Source organism: Klebsiella ornithinolytica NBRC 105727 = ATCC 31898, from assembly GCF_001598295.1.
GTDB classification, from domain to species: Bacteria; Pseudomonadota; Gammaproteobacteria; order Enterobacterales; family Enterobacteriaceae; genus Klebsiella; species Klebsiella ornithinolytica.
On the sequence record NZ_BCYR01000002.1, the window covers coordinates 432235 to 449958 of the forward strand.

Here is a 17724-nt window from a genome sequence, read left to right on the forward strand (position 1 = left end):
GATCGTTTCCTGATAATTAAGCGACTTCCGCGCTGTAGTGCGCTTCGAGATGCGCGAAAGTGGATTCCGGGACAATGTCCCGAATACGAGAATACTGTTCTGTCTTAAGTAAACGACGGACTTCCGAGGCCGAAATGGCGCTTCCCCCAACCTTAATACGGGTCATCTCCTCAACGTTGATACGACCCGCCAGCAGTTCGTGCAGCGTCTGGTTGTACTGACGGGTGATATCGCAAAACGGCTCGGAGCCGATAAAACGATGGGTAATGCCGAGAGACGGCGCGATGTAGTCGCGAAAGATCAGCACGTCGATTTCACTCCACGCCTGCTGCACTTTTCCGCTCTCTTTCAGGAAGTAGGCCGGAAAAGTGGCGCGCGAAATGATGTACTGCGAGCCCTCGTGCACGGAGACATTCGCCAGATGCGCCACTCCGGCCCGTACCATCTCCAGACGCGCGGCGAACGGAAAGAATGAGGCGTCTTCACGTACCACAAACAGATGCAGCCAGTCGCAGCGTGCCGCCGCGTGTTCCACCAGATGGCGGTGGCCAAGCGTGAACGGATTCGCATTCATGACAATCGCCCCGATATCCTTGCCGGGCCGGCGCTCACCGCGCAGCGAACGGCAGTAGCGCGTAATGCCCTGCGGCGTGTTCTCCATCAATACCGCGTTATTGCCACTGCGGGCGACAGGCCAGAAGCCGCTGCGGGAAAAGCGCTCCTCGTTACAGGGCCGGGTGCAGAGGAAGAGATGAAAATGGCCGCGCGCGAGGGCGACGTTTTCCACTTCCGCCAGCAGCCGCGCGCTGAGATTCACACCGCGCAGCTGCTCATCGACCGCCACGCATTTGATAACGTTGGCGGCCAGCCCCGCGCAGCCCACCAGCTGCTCTCCGGACCAGGCCTCAACGAACAGCGTGATATCGTTGTCCATCCCCAGACCGCTGTCCGTCAGCAGGTAACGAATCCGGCTCAGACGTTCCGGGTGTTGGGCCACTTCCGTGAAGCGAAAGTCGATAGCGGGTTGCGAGTCCATCATCACGCCTTACTCAATGTGCCGTCGTCAGCGTGCTGGCTGGCGCTTCCATGATCACATTGCTGAGATGGCCAATATGCTCAATCTCAACCTCAATGCGATCGCCCTCCTGCATAAACAGCGGCGGGTTCCGCTTTTTCCCCACCCCACCCGGCGATCCGGTGATGATCACATCGCCCGGGCTTAAGCGGGTGAAGGTGCTGATGTACTCGATCAGCTCCGCCACCTTGTGGATCATGCTGCTGGTGTTGTCATCCTGAACCATCCGGCCGTTCAGCCAGGTGCGGATCGTCAGCTGATGCGGATCCGGGATCTCATCCGCGGTCGCCATCCACGGGCCGAATGCGCCGGTCTGCCGCCAGTTTTTCCCCGCGGTAAACCAGCTGTGCTGCCAGTCGCGTGCGGATCCATCCATGTAGCAGCTGTAGCCAGCAACGTGGCGCAGCGCCTCCTCGCGACGGATGTTTTCGCCGCCTTTGCCGATAATCACCGCCAGTTCGCCTTCGTAGTCAAATTCGCGGGAATGGCGCGGTTTCAACACCGGCGCGTTGTGCGCCGTCTGAGAATCGGCAAAGCGGACAAACAGCGTCGGCGCCGGATTGTGCTGATCGAACTCTTTGCGCTTTTCGGCATAGTTCATGCCCACGCAGAGGATCTTTTCCGGCTGCTCAATCACCGGCAGGAAGGTGACGGCGCTCATCGGCACATCGACCACATCGTTGAGATAGCGGTTGGCTTCAGCCAGGCCGTTACCCTGCAGCAGCGCCTTGAGGTCGCCGTAGCGATCGCCAAGACGACGACCTAAATCAATCATCCCTTCGGCTTTGACGATGCCGAAGCTGCGAATGTCCTGATAGATAAAGCTTGCGAGTTTCATTGTTGTTTCCTGAAAACTTAAACAAGGAAGTTGCCGAGAATCAGCAGCGAGACCGAGACATTAATTGCGCCGCCGATACGAGTGGCAATCTGGGCGAATGGCATCAGGCTCATACGATTGCCGGCGGTCAGAATCGCCACATCGCCGGTGCCGCCCTGTCCGCTCTGGCAGCAGGAGACGATGGCGACATCAATCGGATGCATGCCAATCTTTTTGCCGACGAAGAAACCGGTCGCCACCAGCGCAGAGACGGTGCTGATAATCACCAGCAGGTTGCTGACGGTGAAAGCAGCGACCAGTTCGTGCCACGGGGTGATCGCGACGCCAACGGCAAACAGGATGGGATAGGTCACAGAAGTCTGGAAGAATTTGTAGACCACCTGAGAACCTTCAAGGATGCGCGGGGAGACGCCGTTAAACAGTTTCACCAGCACCGCCATGAACAGCATGCCGACCGGTGCAGGCAGACCAATCAGCTTGTGGCCCAGCATCCCCAGCATATACAGCAGTACCGCCAGCAGCGCGCCGGAAGCGATGGTAGTAACGTCGACTTTTCCAGAGAAGGCCGGCTGGGGGGCCGTTTCATCGGTATTCGCGCGGTTTGGCATCAGCTGGCCTTCACCGGTCAGGTGCGGATAGCGTTTGCCGAGTTGGTTCAGACAGCCGGAGATGATAATGGCGGTGAGGCCGCCCAGCATCACCATCGGCAGGACGCGTCCCAGCGCCACGCCCTGATCCATATGCAGCAACGTCGCATAGCCGATCGACAGCGGGATCGCCCCTTCACCCACGCCGCCCGCCATGATCGGCAGTATGATAAAGAAGAAGATCTGGAACGGTTCAAGACCGAGCGCCAGGCCCACGCTCATGCCGACGATCATGCCGACAATTTCACCGCACAGCATCGGGAAGAAGATGCGCAGGAAGCCCTGAATCAGCACGGTGCGGTTCATGCTCATGATACTGCCGACAATAATGCAGCAGATGTAGAGATAGAGAATATTGGTGGATTTGTAGAATTTGGTGGTGGACTCCACCACCACATCCGGCAGCAGACCATAGTAGACCAGCGCCGAAGGGATGAACGTCGCGCAAATCGCCGCCGCGCCGAGCTTGCCGACAATCGGCAGACGCTTGCCGAATTCGCCGCAGGCAAAACCAAAAAACGCCAGCGTGGCAACCATCACCACGATATCGCTCGGTAACTTCCCCCCCAGACAATCGACGGCAATCAGCAGCCCGGCAAGAACAAACAGCGGTAAAGGAATAATCCCCACTTTCCAGCTATCCATAATATGCCACCAGCGCTCTTTGAGCGAAGGTTTGTGAATATCAATTGGGTCCTGGGTAACAGAGAAAGAATCGTCAGTTGTGCTCATTATTAAGCCCCTTGGTTATTTTGTGCAGGCAGCTTAATGTGCCAAAAGCAGACTTAATGTGAGGATCAGCATATTAAAACCGAAACTTTAATGGATGCTATGGTTTTAATGGTTTCTTTTATTTAATGTGATTCACAGTTTATTTATTGGCGTGGTTTTTATGGTTTATTTTCTAAAACGAACAAACAAATAACATTTATTAACGTAAATTTAAGATCTGCTGCGGCAGCAATATTTTCCTTATGCAGAGCGCTTGTGCAAAGGATCACAAGTTTCCGGCAAAGCAGATGCCAGCCGGAAAAAAGATGATATATTAGCCACTTCCATTGATACCCAGCGTGATAGCGATGAAAGTGTCATTTCAAATAAAGCTGTTCATTTCACTGACGGCCTTTTTCTCAGTACTCTTCGTGCTGTTGGGAGGCTATTATTATATTGATGTCGAAAAACAGCTGTATATGGAAATGAGCACGCGGGCAAAAATACAAGCAGAAGAGATCGCCATCATCCCTGTATTACGGGAAAATGTCGCCAGAAAGGATATTAGCGCAATCACTCATTTCATGCATAAAATAGCGGCACGCAGTGACGCCAGTTTTATTGTCGTCGGCGATAATCAGGGTCGTCATTTGTTTCATTCGGCGTTCGCCGACCGGGTCGGCACTCTGCTCGTGGGTGGTGATAACGAGGAGGTGCTGAAGGGCAAAACCACCACCACCATTCGCCAGGGAGGTCTGGGGATTTCGCTGCGCAGCAAAGCCCCGATATTCAGCGAGGACGGCCAGGTGGTGGGTATTGTCTCCGTGGGCTATCTCACCAGCTACCTCGACACCATTACCGTCAGTAAAGCCGTCAATATTCTGCTCGCTGCCGTTTTGCTGCTCGTGGCCCTGTTCGTGTTTTCGTGGTTTTTTACCCGCAGCATTAAGAAGCAGATTTTCTCGCTGGAGCCGCGTGAAATCGGTCTGCTGGTGCGCCAGCAAAAGGCGATGATGGAGTCGATCTACGAAGGGGTGATCGCTATCGATAACCATCTGCGGATCGAGGTGATCAACCAGGCGGCGCGGAAGCTGCTGGGCCTGAATCAGCCCGCCCGACAGCTGCGCGGACAGCCGATCGGCCAGGTGATCGCCCCCGTCCCCTTCTTCTCACCGCAAACGATGCTGCAACGGGACACGCATGATGAGATCTGTCGGTTCAACGATCTGACGGTGATCGCCAGCCGCGTACGGATCATGCTGGAGGACTCGCTGCAGGGCTGGGTGATAACTTTCCGCGATCGCAATGAGATAGACACCCTCAGCGCTCAGCTCAGCCAGGTGAAACGCTACGTCGACAATCTGCGCATCATGCGCCATGAGCAGCTCAACCGCATGACCACGCTCTCCGGCCTGCTGCATATGGGGCGCTATGAGGAAGCCATTCACTATATTCAGGCACAGTCAGAACACGCCCAGGAGCTGCTGGACTTTATCTCGTCGCGCTTTCATTCGCCAACGCTGTGCGGTCTGCTGTTAGGCAAGGCCTCCCGCGCCCGCGAAAAAGGGGTGCAACTGAGCTTCGATCCGGCCTGCCGGATGGCGAGCCCCTTCGCACCGCTTGCCGAAGCAGAGCTGATTTCGATTATCGGCAACCTGCTGGATAACGCCATTGAAGCGACGCAGCGCGCGCCGTTGCCGCACGAGCCGGTAGAGGTGCTGATCAAGCTGAATGCGCAAGAGCTGATCGTCGAAGTGGCCGATCGGGGGGTTGGCATTACGCCGGCCTTGCGCGAGCGGATATTTGAGCGCGGCATCACCACCAAAACCTGCGGCGACCACGGCATCGGACTGTACCTGATCGACAGCTATGTCAGCCAGGCTGGCGGGACGATCGAGGTCGCCGACAATATACCCCGCGGCGCGATTTTTTCACTGTTTATTCCCGCCACGGGAAGCGCCTGGCGCCCGGAACAGGAACTGGAACTGGAAGAGACCGACTATGCAACATGAACTTATCGATGTACTGATCGTGGAAGACGAGCACGCGTTGGCGCTGCTGCATGCGGAGCTGATTGGCAAACATCCGGGCCTGCGGCTGGTGGGCATTGCGTCATCTCTGGCTGACGCGCAGACGCAAATTGAGAGTAAGCGACCGCAGCTGGTGCTGCTGGATAATTACCTGCCGGACGGGAAAGGGATTACGCTTATCGGCAATGCGATGCTGGCAGGTACCCACTGTTCGGTCATCTTTATCACCGCCGCCAGCGATATGGATACCTGTAGCCTGGCGATCCGCAACGGCGCGTTCGACTACATTCTCAAGCCGGTATCGTGGAAGCGTCTTAACCAGTCACTTGAGCGCTTTATGCAGTTCGCTGAACAACAGCGGGTGTGGAAGATTGTCGATCAGCAAAACGTGGACTCCCTGTATCAACTGCAGGCGAAAAATTACCGTCAGGATAACGGCAGCAAAGGCATAGAGGGGAATACGCTGGCGCGGGTACAAAATCTCTTTAGCCACCATACGCTGCACTGCTTTTCGGTGGACGAAGTCGCGAGCGCGACGGGACTGAGTAAAACCACCGCCCGCCGCTATCTGGAACACTGCGTGGAGAGCGGTTTTCTCAGCGTGGAGATGCAATACGGTAAAATTGGCCATCCGCGCAGAATGTACAGACATAGCGCGGGCTGAGCCACCGCATTCCCTCTCCCGACACACTGCGGGAGAGGGTCCGGTATTAAGAAAGGCGCATAGCCGCCTGGTTCAGGACATAGCCGTACAGCCGCTTGATGCCGTCAGAATCCGTCTCGCTATATACTCCCTGCAGCTCGGGTGAAAAACCGGGCAGCATGTTGACGCCCTCTTCCAGCGCCAGGAAATAGCGCAGCACCGCCCCGCCCCAGACTTCTCCCGGGACCACGCACAGCACGCCCGGCGGATACGGCAGCGCCCCTTCAGCGGCGACCCGGCCTTCGGCCTCGCTTAACCGCACCAGCTCAACGTTGCCGCGAATAAACTCGCGGTTGGCATCCTGGGGGTTCATCACCACGCGCGGGAAGCTGTGCTTACGGAACATCTCTTTTTGCAGATCCTTCACGTCAAAGCTGACATACAGGTCATGCATCTCCTGGCACAGCTCGCGGAGGGTGTAATCGCGATAGCGAACCGGATATTTGTTATAGATAGTCGGCAGTACGTCGGCCAGCGGCGTGTCGGCTTCGATATGCTGTTCAAACTGCGCCAGCATCGCCACCAGGCGGGCCATTTTTTCCGCACTCTCGGCCGGGGTGAGCAGGAACAGGATCGAATTCAGGTCGCATTTCTCCGGCACAATGCCGTTCTCACGCAGGTAGTGCGCCAGAATGGTCGCCGGGATACCAAACCCGGTATATTCGCCGCTTTCGGCATCAATGCCCGGGGTAGTCAGCAGCAATTTACACGGATCGACAAAGTACTGCTCGCTGGCATACCCGTCAAAACCGTGCCAGCGGGCGCCCGGTTCAAAGCTAAAGAAACGCCGCTCGCGGGCAATCGTCTCGGTAGGATAATCCTGCCACCGGCGACCCGCCACAACCGGCGGAATAAACGGCTGAATCATTTTGCAACTGGCGATAATCGCCTTGCGCGCTTCAATCCCCTGCACCACGCACTCCGCCCACAGCCGGCGGCCGCTCTCTCCTTCGTGGATTTTGGCGTTCACGTCCAGCGCCGCAAACAGCGGGTAAAACGGGCTGGTGGAAGCGTGTAGCATAAAGGCATTATTCAGCCGCTTATGCGGGCAGAATCGCGCCTGCCCTCGCAGGTGGTTATCTTTTTTGTGGATCTGCGACGTTTGCGAGAACCCCGCCTGCTGCTTATGCACCGACTGGGTAACAAAAATGCCCGGATCGTTTTCATTCAGATCCAGCAGCAGCGGCGAGCAGTCGGCCATCATCGGAATAAACTGTTCATAGCCGACCCACGCGGAATCAAACAGAATGTAGTCGCACAGGCCGCCAATTTTATCCACCACCTGACGGGCGTTGTAGACCGTCCCGTCGTAGGTGCCCAGCTGAATGACCGCCAGGCGGAACGGCCGTGGCGCATCGGCTTTTTCCGGCGCCACTTCCCGAATCAGATTACGCAGGTAGTGTTCATCAAAGCAGTGGTCATCGATACCGCCGATAAAGCCAAACGGATTTCGCGATGCTTCGAGATAGACCGGCGTGGCCCCCGCCTGAATCAGCGCGCCGTGGTGGTTAGATTTATGGTTGTTGCGGTCGAACAACACCAGGTCGCCGCGCGTCAGCAGCGCGTTGCTGACCACTTTATTCGCCGCCGAGGTGCCGTTGAGGACAAAATAGGTTTTGTCGGCATTGAAAACCTTCGCCGCGAACTTCTGCGCATGTTTCGCCGAGCCTTCGTGGATCAGCAGGTCCCCAAGCTTCACATCGGCATTGCACATATCGGCGCGGAAAACGTTCTCGCCAAAGAAGTCAAAAAACTGGCGGCCCGCCGGGTGTTTTTTAAAGAAAGCACCGTGCTGATGCCCCGGACAGGCAAAGGTGCTGTTGTCCATCTCGACGTACTGCGTCAGGGTATTGAAGAACGGCGGGAGCAGGTTCTCTTCATAGCTGCAGGCAGCGGCTTCCAGTTCGAGCCACTCCTGCTCCTTCCCGCCGATGATCGCCGTCACGCCGTCTGGCTTTGCCATGTCGCTATCGGTCAGCAGATAGACCGGCAGGTTAAAGCCGCTGCGTTTAAGCAGAGAGAGGATGCCGCTGCGGCTGTCCGCTGCGGTAATGACGACTGCCGCCACATCGGTAAAATCAGTACTGTCCAGCGCCACCACGCGACGGTGGGTAGAGAGATGAGAGACCAGCGCGTGGCTGGCGGCAATGTGCATTGATTTCATTAGCGCGAATACCCGTTTCCGGAGAGTAAAAGGCTTCAGGCAAGGCGCTGATGCCTTGCCCAACGAAATGTCAGGGTCCGACTGGATTCCAGCTCCGACCGCCAGACATCAGTAAAAGCAGACCGGGTCCGATCTTACTGTTGTCCTGCAGTGAGCATGCGCTGCCTTCACCGCATGGGGGGCAGGGAATCAGAATGCAGAGTAGCAAGATGAGGCGGCTTACGCATCTGCGCGCAGCGGCAATGCTGATGTACGGATGGGGTGATCATCGGCGGCCTCATCGTTGAAGAGAAGAAAATTCGCGCAATAATGTCACCTTTGACATAGCTGCGCAAGATGAAATCGGTATGCAAACAGGCGACGGATTTGCAGGCCTTTACCCTGCTTTCGGGTCATAATGATGCCGTTGTCAGGGATAATGAACAGGAGCACTGCTAATGGTGACAGGACCTTTTATTAATGCCGGCGCGGTCCTTTTAGGCGGCGTACTGGGCGCGCTGTTAAGCCAACGATTGCCGGAGCGGATTCGGACATCGATGACCTCTATTTTTGGTCTGGCCTCATTGGGGATTGGTATCCTGCTGGTCGTGAAATGCGCCAACCTGCCGGTGATGGTACTCTCCACGCTGGTCGGCACGCTGCTTGGCGAAGCCTGCAATATGGAAAAAGGCACCAATACTCTGGTCAGTAAGCTTCAGCAGTGGCTCACGCCAGCGGGCAAAAAAAAGGCGCAGTTGAATACGTCGTTTATTCAGAGCTATGTCGCCATTATTGTTCTGTTCTGCGCCAGCGGCACCGGGATTTTCGGCGCCATGCGTGAAGGGATGACCGGCGATGCCAGCATACTGATCGCCAAAGCCTTTCTCGACTTTTTCACCGCCACGATTTTCGCCTGCACGCTGGGATTTGCCGTTTCAGCTATCTGCGTACCGATGCTGCTGATCCAGCTCACGCTGGCGGCCTGCGCATCGCTGATCATGCCGCTCACCACGCCGATGATGATGGCCGACTTCAGCGCCGTCGGCGGCATGCTGCTGCTGGCGACCGGGCTGCGCATCTGCGGAATTAAGATGTTTGCGGTGGTTAACATGCTACCAGCCCTGCTTCTGGCGATGCCGATTTCAGCGGCCTGGACGTTTTTTTTCACCTGAAAACGGGTGCTTTTAATTCAAACTGGTGATAGATTGTGCAGTCTGCATCGATTTAAATAAATTTCGTTGACGAAGCGAGGCGAATCGGTTTTAATGCGCCCCGTTGCCCGGATAGCTCAGTCGGTAGAGCAGGGGATTGAAAATCCCCGTGTCCTTGGTTCGATTCCGAGTCCGGGCACCACTTATTTAAAGAAACCAGCCTGAGGGCTGGTTTTTTGCTTTCTGCAATACGGACTCTCCATCGAACTTCGTTCGATTATTCGCGGCACGCCGCTCACCCCTTCGGGGCCAGCGCGACAAGCGCGCTGTTCAACGCCTGCGGCGTGAGTCCGGGTCCGGGCACCACTTATTTAAAGAAACCAGCCTGAGGGCTGGTTTTTTGCTTTCTGCAAGACGGACTCTCCATCGAACTCCGTTCGATTATTCGCGGCACGCCGCTCACCCCTTCGGGGCCAGCGCCGAATGGAGATATAACTAACATCGCGGTGTATTAATCAACGGAGAGCAAGTCAGGGGGATAGTCAGGCCATACCATACAAACCATCCCCCTCTGCCGGGAAAAGTCCGACAGGGCTGGTGATAGTCACCAACTGTCGGTTATCAGTACAAGTGACCAATATTGACGATTGTACTTACCGTGTCGCCAAAGAAAGTCATTCTGCTCAGTATCATGCCAACAAACAGCAGCACAAACACCGTTTTTGCCGGCCCTTCTCCACGCCAGCTCACCAACAGAGCCACGACAAGGCACAGCAAACCCACAAGATATGCTGGTGATGTCAGCCATGCGTGCGCAGTCATCTGCATCACGGCTCCTCCACTCAGCCAAATCAATGGTGCGGCAATCAACACAGCCAGACAAACCAGAATACCCTGGCGCAACGCAGCCAACGCAGTGCCAGCGGTCAACAAAGGCAGCACCGCGCAGCCCATCACCCAGACGGTAATAAAGAAAAGCAGCATGGTTACACCACTGGCGGTCGCGACCATTGCTGGCGCGGCATAAGTCATCCCCTGCACCGCCACCAGTACCACGCCCAGCAGAGATGTGATAACAGCAGAAACCTTATTCCCTTTAGTCAGGAAAGTAACGCCCGTCGCAGCGCCATACAGCGTCGCGCCAAGAATTTCCCGGCTCAGCCACGCATGTTTCAGATTGCGCAATGCGTCATACGCACGATCGGGATGCGCCAGATGTAAGACTGCCGCAATGGACGCCACGGCCAGCACCAACCCTGTCACCAGCCAGTGCATGCGTGTTGTAATCAGCGTACCGCGCAGCGTTCCCCAGGTCAGCAGTAACGCCATACCCACCGACATCTGACTGAGCACCGTAAAAATGACCAACGGAAGTTCATAATGTTCCATTATTTGACCTCCGGCTGCTGAGGCTGACGGGCCAGAATAAAGCGCGTGCCCGGATTGAGTTTCGGCATATGTGGATACCCCGGCGGATACTGAACGGCGTTTTTCGGCAACGGATCGGTATCCAGATCGATAAGCGTCAATGCCCCTACAGGGCAGGCATTGACGCAGGCTGGCTGCATACCGATATCCAGACGTTCGTAACACATACTGCATTTTTCCGCTTTTTGCGTCTCTTCGTTGAAGCGAGGCGCACCGTACGGACAGTTGCGAATACAGTTTTTACAGCCAATGCAGTGCTCGGGATTGTGTACCACAATACCATCTTCACGACGCGTATAGGCCTCTGCCGGGCATGCAGTGACGCAAGCCGGATGCTCACAGTGGTTACATGCCAGTGAGTAAAAAGCGCGTTCTTCATGTGGATAAATTTCTCTATCTAACGGATAGACATAGCGCCAGAAACGTTCAGGCTCCAGCTGGTTGAAGCTTTTGCAGGCCATCGCGCAGCCACGGCAGCCGATACACTTATCGCTGTTGACTAAAAATGCACGCCTCATGCTGCTACTCCTTTGTCTGTCGCATGGGAAATATCCACAAACTGGCTATGAATAGCGGCACCTGGCGCGCCGGTTGCCATTTTCCCCATGTCCGCAGGGGTATCCATCACCACGTTTTGTACGTTGTAACTCAGCTTGTTAAACCAGGATTCGTACATCACCAGGAAGTCTTCAGGGACATTGGTGGTAATTTTTGCTCTCAGCTCAACGTCGCCTGCGGCATTAAACACTCTTACTTTGTCACCTTCCGCAATCCCTTTCTTGCTCGCCGCCAGCGGATGCATATAGACAAACGGCTCTGGCCAGAAGGTTTGCATCCAGTCGAGATTAACAAATTGCGAATGCAGGCCGTATTGCAGATGGGGGGTAAACAGATGAAATGGCAACTCGCTTTTCGCGGGTTCTTTATACTCCGGCAGTGCCGTATGACCATTGGCAACACAGCGTTCTGACTTGAACTCATATTTGCCGGACGGGGTTTTGAATTTGCGATCGTACCAGGCTGCCGTGCTCGGCATTTTTGCTTTATGCGGCCCTGCGAGCAGATCTTCCCAGTTACGGATACCAAACTGTGTGGCCAGCTCATCGTTGAACTCTTCGTCCAGCCATTTCTTCGGGTTAAATTCCTGCGGGAAGGTGCAGGAGCCGGATTCGATTTTATTGATGGCGGCAGAGAGTAACGCCGCAATTTCCGGGTCGCTTTTACACTCGTAGAGCGGCTTAATGGCCGGTTCGTTGACCGACAACCAGTAGTGCCAGTACGACGAACAGACATCCCACTGCTCAAAGGTGGTCGTCACGGGTAACACGATATCCGCATGCTGGACGGTTTCATTGAAGAACTGATCCACTACCACCACCATCTCCAGCTTAGCGAACGCTTTTTCCATCTTGTTGCGGTCGAAATCCTGCGCGAATGGGTTCTTTGACGCCACCCACAGCAGGCGAACGGGTGGTTCGGAGGCATCAAGAATGCCCTGCGCCGTCTGGTTGATGTTCAGCGCGCGATCGGAATATTCACTCTCCTCTGCGCTATCGCTGACAAACTCGCCGACCGGGCCGCCAGCACCTTTTATGCCGATAGATCCGGCAGGTGGTTTGTGCGACATCAGCGCATAGTTGAATCCCCAGGTTTGCAGATGACCGTAACGTACGCCGCCTCCTTCCAGACCGATGTTGCCGGTCATCGCCACAAAGGCGTCAATTGCGCGGACATTTACGCCTCCATTCACATGCCGCTGCATCCCGTAGCCAATCCACACTGTCGAAGGCTTAGCCCTTGTAAACTCTTCCGCCAGAGTACGAATCACGTCCGCGGATAGCCCACAAATTTCCGCTGCCCACTCAACGGTCACCTGCTGACGCAGGTACGCTTCAAATTCGGTATAGCCGTGTGAATAGTTATTAACGAAATCCCGATCTACCAGCCCGTTATCAAGCAGATAGCGGCACATGCCGAGCGCCAGCGCACCATCTGAGCCAGGGCGTATACGCAGATATAAATCGGCTTTTGCCGCAGTTTGGGTTAACAGTGGGTCGATGACGACCACTTTCGCCCCCCTTCTCCCGTGCCTGATAGATGTACTTCATGCTGTGCATAGCACACCAGGCGGGGTTTGCTCCCCAGATGATGATGTACTTTGCCTTCACAAAATCTTCCGGATCGTTGCACCACATATCGCCCATGTCATAGTTCTGCGCATCAATTCCGGCAGGCCAGCAGGGGGTGCCGGCGAATCGCGTAGTGTATCCAAGTGATGACATCATTCCTTCCACGGCATAGCCCATCACTCCAAGGTTGCCGGAATACTTCGACAGCGCAAGCCCAAGCATTGAGCCGTCTTTCTTTTTGATTTCCAACATTTTGTGAGCGATTTTTTGCATCGCTTCATCCCAGGAAATACGTCGCCAGTTGCCGCTACCACGGCCATCCTGAATCATCGGATATTTGATGCGATCGGGGCTGTATACGCGACGTGGATAGGTCAGTCCTTTCACGCAGGGCGCACCGCTGGTGTAGGTGGATTCCGTCGCGCCGTCCACGAAAGTGATCACCTCGTCCTTGACCCACGTTTTCAGGCTGCAGGTGTCGTAACAGTTGCGCGGGCAGGCATTGCGATAAACATCATACGTTTTCGGATTAAAGGGGATCGGAGGCTGAGCAAACGCGCAGCGTGAAGAGAGAAGCCCTCCTGGTAGAACGGTGAGGGTTCCGGCTGCAATTAATCCTTTAATAAAGGAACGTCGATTTAGATTATTTGGCTCATTGCTCATAGCATACTCTCGTTTTTAATTCGTCAAACCAATGTGATAATTCCAACGCAGCCTTACGCATCAGCGCTGTACTGGCGTTATTTGTTATTTTCTCGATAAATACAGGCACCCACAGCGTTAAGTGCTGTGAGAAAAACCGCTGCAGGAAAGGTAAAAATCCAGCATTTCTCCTTACATTCATTAACAGCAGAACAACTAATTCCAGTTCATAAGAAATATGATCGTCAGGAGTATTTTCATCACGATTTACCTTTACTCCCAAAGTCTGCATCAATTCACGAACATCCAGCGTAGTAGCCCTCAGAACCAATGGCTCATCGCCAAGATAAACGGAGGCATATGGAGGAGCCAGAAGGGCCGAAGGGCCGACAAACAAACGGTTGAAATCATACTCAACCTCAAGCCATTGTTTTGCATTCAGCTCCGTTGGCGAAAAAGAGAGTTCAGACCAATTCTGTTTAAGATAGTGACTCTCGCCATAAGCAAAAAAGTTGCGGAACAGCAAACCCGTCTTTTCAAAAGGCATCAGTGATTCATGCATATCAACCATAAAAACCCGCCATTACATTCATTTGAAAAATATAACTACAAAGAGTTAAATTCTAAGAGTTCGAGAATAGTTATTTCTTTGACTCAGAAACGAAAGCCAGAAGATAAAATTCTGATTTTCCTTATTCTGTAATCTGTGTAACAAAATGACGCGAACGTCTGTAACAGGCATAATGCAAATGAGATTCAGTTTAATAAGAGTCAGCCTCGCAGACTTTCTGCGCAGAAAGATTAAGCCGGAGCATCGATATCGAATATCAGTTGCAAAACCGGTCATCCCCAGTCCCATACCACTCCCCTGGTCGGCCTGCGCACCAAAAGTAGCCAGACCCGACGCCAGTACCAGAGCAGAAAAAACGTTATTCAGTTTCATAAAACAATCCTTTTAATTTAACGAAAGACTTAATTGCTATTAATAAATCGCCAGAAACCTCTCACTTTATTCACATTCAATTGTCAGAAAACACTCCCTGTCAGTATTTCAGACATACTGCTCCCTGCCCGCAAAATATGCATGCAAATAAATACCCGAAAGATGCTAACAAACCAAAAACCACTTATCCCGATTTACTAATAAGACACTACATCTAAAATCACATCACCAGTCGAGAATCTGGCCCAGGGTTAAAATACAAACCCAGGCTCTCACTTTGCTGACAATTGAAATTATCGTTCAATCTTATGAACCTGCAAGACTAAAAAACCTCCTGTTCAGACACTAAACCGCTCTATTACGGTATCAGTTCGCTTCTTTTTTCAGCATCAGATGATGTACTCATCGGTAAAACAAACAGGGACAGGCCAGCCATATTCAGAAACAGTGGCGAGCACAGGAATAAATGGGCTAACGACAGGTTTCCCTCCGTTTATCAATGATGCTGCCCGGTTATTATCGTCTGACAGAACATCAAGTCGGGATCAGGTCAAAGAAAACAATATCGACACGGCGATACCTGAAATATGCGGAGAAGACAATGAAAGGGCAGAGAGGGTTGACAAACAACAAATACCTGATAATTCGTGCTGACATAACATAGCGGGTGATATGCAGTGACGGTGAATTTCGCAATCGGTTTAAATACCCGGAGCAGTCTAACACCGACGTCTGGTTATTTTAAAATTGGCGCATAAAGATGCCCTGCGCCAGACTGACGCAGGCCTTTTTGTTCTTATTTTTTCTTAAGTCGCTTCTTAAGTAGATTCAGATCGTACAAAAAACAGCCACACTGGTCAGTCAGTCCACGCCTTCAGGTCCGCACATCGCAAATGCCCGTCAGGACAATATAAAACAAATTAAATCAATAAATTGATTTCATACTCTTTTCAATACCGCCCGGTGAAAACCGTCATAAGTGCCGATGTCAGCGGACGTCCGGCATCAGAAACCAGACTTTCGGACTGCCGCAGACTAACTTTACTCCAGCCCAACACCGTTCAACGTCACACGTTCCGCAGCACAGTATCATTGTCGTGACAGCTAAAAAGTGAGACGGACGCGTTCCATAGAGCACATTGATAGATCAAGACTCATTCATAATTAAAATAAATTAAGATTAATTCAGATTACCTTACTTTCCCTCCGGGTATAGTGACAGTTAAACGAAATCATAAAGCCACGACGAAGGTGATATCAGCCATACCGATACAACGGCACCTCATGATGATCAGTTAAGGAACAACATGGCGAATAAACTTGAATTAAAAAACAATTATAACATTGCCTTAATAGGAGGTGACCGCTTTGCCCGTTGTGGCATCGTCACATTATTACAAGGTATTACTCCTGATATTCGGATAGAAACGTCCGATAGTGATTATTCGCTACTTGACAACCTCTTAACAACGACCTCGATAGATATTCTCTTTGTCTCCGGCGCTGAAAAATATCATGCCGGATTTGATTGCCTGAGCTACATCAAAAAAATCAAGGCGAATTATCCGGAGGTATTTGTCTGTATGTATTCTACCCCGGCGAACTCTTTGCTGTGGGTACATGGTGAAATTGACGCCTATATCTCGCTACAGGATCCGATTTATCACTGGCGAGCCAACTTATTAAAAATGGTGGATAGCCGCTATCGACCTAAAACCAAACCCGTGGCGTTATCACTGACACCAGGCGAATGGCGAGTATTAAAAAAAATTCGCAATGGCCTGGATATACGTTACATCGCCGAACTCGAGAAGCTTTCATATCGCCGTGTCAGCGCCTTAAAAAACTCAGCGATAAGAAAACTAGGTCTCAGAAATAAGACGGACCTGCTGGTCTTTTTAACCAGCTAACCCCGTCATTTCAGATACCGTCCCTTAATAGCAAACTATGGAATCAAGATAATGAAGACTCGTGTAAATAATAAAATGTTGCTGACATTAGGCGTTGCAGCTTTGCTGCCATTCGGCTCAGCGCTGGCAGCAGGCACCAGCGGGGGCACCGTCAACTTCAACGGCAGCGTCGTCACTTCTGCCTGCGCCATCAGCGCCAACAGTGCCAATATTGACGTCAATCTGGGGGAAGTCCGTACCGCTACGCTCGCCGCTGCCGGTAGCGAAGCCAGCACGGCAAAAGCCTTCTCCATCGTTCTTGAGGATTGCGAAATCGCCGATACCTCCGCCTCAACGGAAGAGAACCCGATCCCGGCCACCACCGTTGCAGTGACCTTTACCGGCACGCCGGACAACGCCGATGCCGATAGCCTGGCCGTCGGTTCTAACGGCAGCAGCGCATCCGCGCAAAATGTCGCCATTCGTCTGTATGACGAACAGGGGAACGTCGTGAGACTGGGTGAAGCCGCAGCGCCTGTCGTCTTGCGTAGTGGCTCAAACACCCTGAACTTCAGCGCGAAATACTATTCGCCGCAGGGTAATGCCACTGCGGGCGATGCCAGCGCCGTTGCGACCTACACCGTGACCTATTCGTAATCTTCTGGCCTGGTCAAAAGCCAGGCCCGACTCACTATCAGGAGAGGCACTATGCGCTCATTAACATGGATTTGTCTGGCCGCCGCGCTGTGTTCATCGGCAGCGCATGCAGGCGGAGTGGGGTTGGGCGCAACGCGAATGGTTTACTCAGGCGCCACCACCCAGTCGATGCTGCAAATCAGGAATACCCACCCCGATTCGTCCTTCCTTATCCAGTCGTGGATCGAGAATGAACAAGGGAGCCGCTCGAATGATTTTATCATCACGCCTCCGCTGTATGTTTTAAAACCCGCGTCCGAAAGCGCGGTGAAAATGATGTTTAACGGCAAATCGCTGCCGCAGGACCGGGAAACGCTGTACTGGATGACGGTCAAAGCGATTCCGCAGCAGAGTCACAATACGTCCGGCAACTCTCTGCAATTTGCTTCGGCAAACCGCATAAAAGTCTTTTACCGCCCGGCAGGCCTCATCGGCGATGTTAACGAGGCGTGGAAAAAAATAACCGCCCACTATCGCGCCGGAAAAGTCACGCTCAATAACACAACGCCGTATTACCTCACCACCATCAATTTAAAAATCGACGGCAAGCCTGTTCAACCGGTAATGGTGCCGCCAAAGGCAAGCGTAACCCTGGCGGAGTCGTTCGCTCGGGCAAGTACAGCAAGCTACCAGACCATCAATGATTATGGCGCCTGGACGCCCATCAACAGCGTGTCGCTAACTCAAAAATAAAGGTAT

Annotated in this window: 14 protein-coding genes, 1 tRNA gene and 1 pseudogene; 7 read left to right on the forward strand and 9 right to left on the reverse strand. The window is 53.3% G+C overall.

The window, feature by feature from the left end; all coding sequences use genetic code 11:
- Positions 1–16 precede the first annotated feature (16 nt).
- From citC to ROR01S_RS06065, 3 genes are read right to left on the reverse strand one after another with little or no spacing between them, the layout of a single operon-like run.
- Positions 17–1036, reverse strand: coding sequence for a [citrate (pro-3S)-lyase] ligase (gene citC / locus ROR01S_RS06055; RefSeq protein ID WP_032718242.1), 1020 nt, complete (start codon positions 1034–1036; stop codon positions 17–19).
- 13 nt (positions 1037–1049) lie between these two features.
- Positions 1050–1913 (reverse strand): fumarylacetoacetate hydrolase family protein, encoded by an 864-nt coding sequence (locus ROR01S_RS06060; protein ID WP_064359203.1) that lies wholly within the window; start codon positions 1911–1913, stop codon positions 1050–1052.
- 17 nt (positions 1914–1930) lie between these two features.
- Positions 1931–3292 (reverse strand): 2-hydroxycarboxylate transporter family protein, encoded by a 1362-nt coding sequence (locus tag ROR01S_RS06065; RefSeq protein ID WP_064359204.1) that lies wholly within the window; start codon positions 3290–3292, stop codon positions 1931–1933.
- A gap of 347 nt (positions 3293–3639) precedes the next feature.
- Here ROR01S_RS06065 and ROR01S_RS06070 point away from each other — a divergent pair, with 347 nt between their 5' ends.
- Entirely contained in the window at positions 3640–5283 is a 1644-nt protein-coding gene (locus ROR01S_RS06070) for an ATP-binding protein (protein ID WP_064359205.1), read from the forward strand.
- A complete protein-coding gene (locus ROR01S_RS06075; RefSeq protein WP_015585738.1) occupies positions 5273–5965 on the forward strand; it encodes a response regulator in 693 nt (230 codons plus the stop codon). Before ROR01S_RS06070 ends, ROR01S_RS06075 begins: the two co-directional genes overlap by 11 nt.
- A gap of 46 nt (positions 5966–6011) precedes the next feature.
- Here ROR01S_RS06075 and ROR01S_RS06080 read toward each other — a convergent pair whose 3' ends face one another.
- The gene (locus tag ROR01S_RS06080; protein ID WP_044346282.1) at positions 6012–8168 is read right to left on the reverse strand and encodes an ornithine decarboxylase; all 2157 of its coding nucleotides are present in this window, start codon (positions 8166–8168) and stop codon (positions 6012–6014) included.
- A gap of 437 nt (positions 8169–8605) precedes the next feature.
- On the opposite strand from ROR01S_RS06080, the gene ROR01S_RS06085 reads away from it, so the two are divergent.
- Both ROR01S_RS06085 and ROR01S_RS06090 read left to right on the forward strand, forming a co-directional pair.
- A complete protein-coding gene (locus ROR01S_RS06085; protein WP_004867576.1) occupies positions 8606–9319 on the forward strand; it encodes a DUF554 domain-containing protein in 714 nt (237 codons plus the stop codon).
- Positions 9320–9424: 105 nt separating this feature from the next.
- Positions 9425–9500, forward strand: a tRNA-Phe gene (locus ROR01S_RS06090).
- A gap of 419 nt (positions 9501–9919) precedes the next feature.
- Here the strand turns inward: ROR01S_RS06090 and ROR01S_RS06095 are convergent.
- From ROR01S_RS06095 to ROR01S_RS27460, 5 genes and pseudogenes are all read right to left on the reverse strand, one after another.
- Positions 9920–10687: a dimethyl sulfoxide reductase anchor subunit family protein gene (locus ROR01S_RS06095; RefSeq protein WP_048023381.1), complete on the reverse strand. Its 768-nt coding sequence runs from the start codon at positions 10685–10687 to the stop codon at positions 9920–9922.
- A complete protein-coding gene (locus ROR01S_RS06100) occupies positions 10687–11244 on the reverse strand; it encodes a 4Fe-4S dicluster domain-containing protein (protein ID WP_064359206.1) in 558 nt (185 codons plus the stop codon). The genes ROR01S_RS06095 and ROR01S_RS06100 overlap by 1 nt, the downstream gene beginning before the upstream one ends.
- Positions 11241–13518, reverse strand: a pseudogene (locus ROR01S_RS06105) (molybdopterin-dependent oxidoreductase). Before ROR01S_RS06105 ends, ROR01S_RS06100 begins: the two are co-directional and overlap by 4 nt.
- Entirely contained in the window at positions 13508–14068 is a 561-nt protein-coding gene (locus tag ROR01S_RS06110; protein ID WP_048023375.1) for a TorD/DmsD family molecular chaperone, read from the reverse strand. Before ROR01S_RS06110 ends, ROR01S_RS06105 begins: the two are co-directional and overlap by 11 nt.
- A gap of 45 nt (positions 14069–14113) precedes the next feature.
- Complete coding sequence (locus ROR01S_RS27460) at positions 14114–14440, reverse strand: hypothetical protein (protein ID WP_048023373.1); 327 nt, start codon at positions 14438–14440, stop codon at positions 14114–14116.
- A 1307-nt stretch (positions 14441–15747) separates the two neighbouring features.
- Between ROR01S_RS27460 and ROR01S_RS06120 the strand changes: the two genes are divergently transcribed.
- Genes ROR01S_RS06120 through ROR01S_RS06130 form a run of 3 tightly spaced genes read left to right on the forward strand, consistent with a single transcriptional unit; the run spans position 15748 to position 17718 of the window.
- Positions 15748–16350, forward strand: a complete 603-nt coding sequence (locus ROR01S_RS06120) for a helix-turn-helix domain-containing protein (protein WP_064359207.1) — start codon at positions 15748–15750, stop codon at positions 16348–16350.
- A 51-nt stretch (positions 16351–16401) separates the two neighbouring features.
- Positions 16402–16986 (forward strand): fimbrial protein, encoded by a 585-nt coding sequence (locus ROR01S_RS06125; protein ID WP_004867599.1) that lies wholly within the window; start codon positions 16402–16404, stop codon positions 16984–16986.
- 51 nt (positions 16987–17037) lie between these two features.
- Positions 17038–17718, forward strand: coding sequence for a fimbrial biogenesis chaperone (locus tag ROR01S_RS06130; protein WP_015585725.1), 681 nt, complete (start codon positions 17038–17040; stop codon positions 17716–17718).
- The last annotated feature ends 6 nt before the right edge of the window (positions 17719–17724 follow it).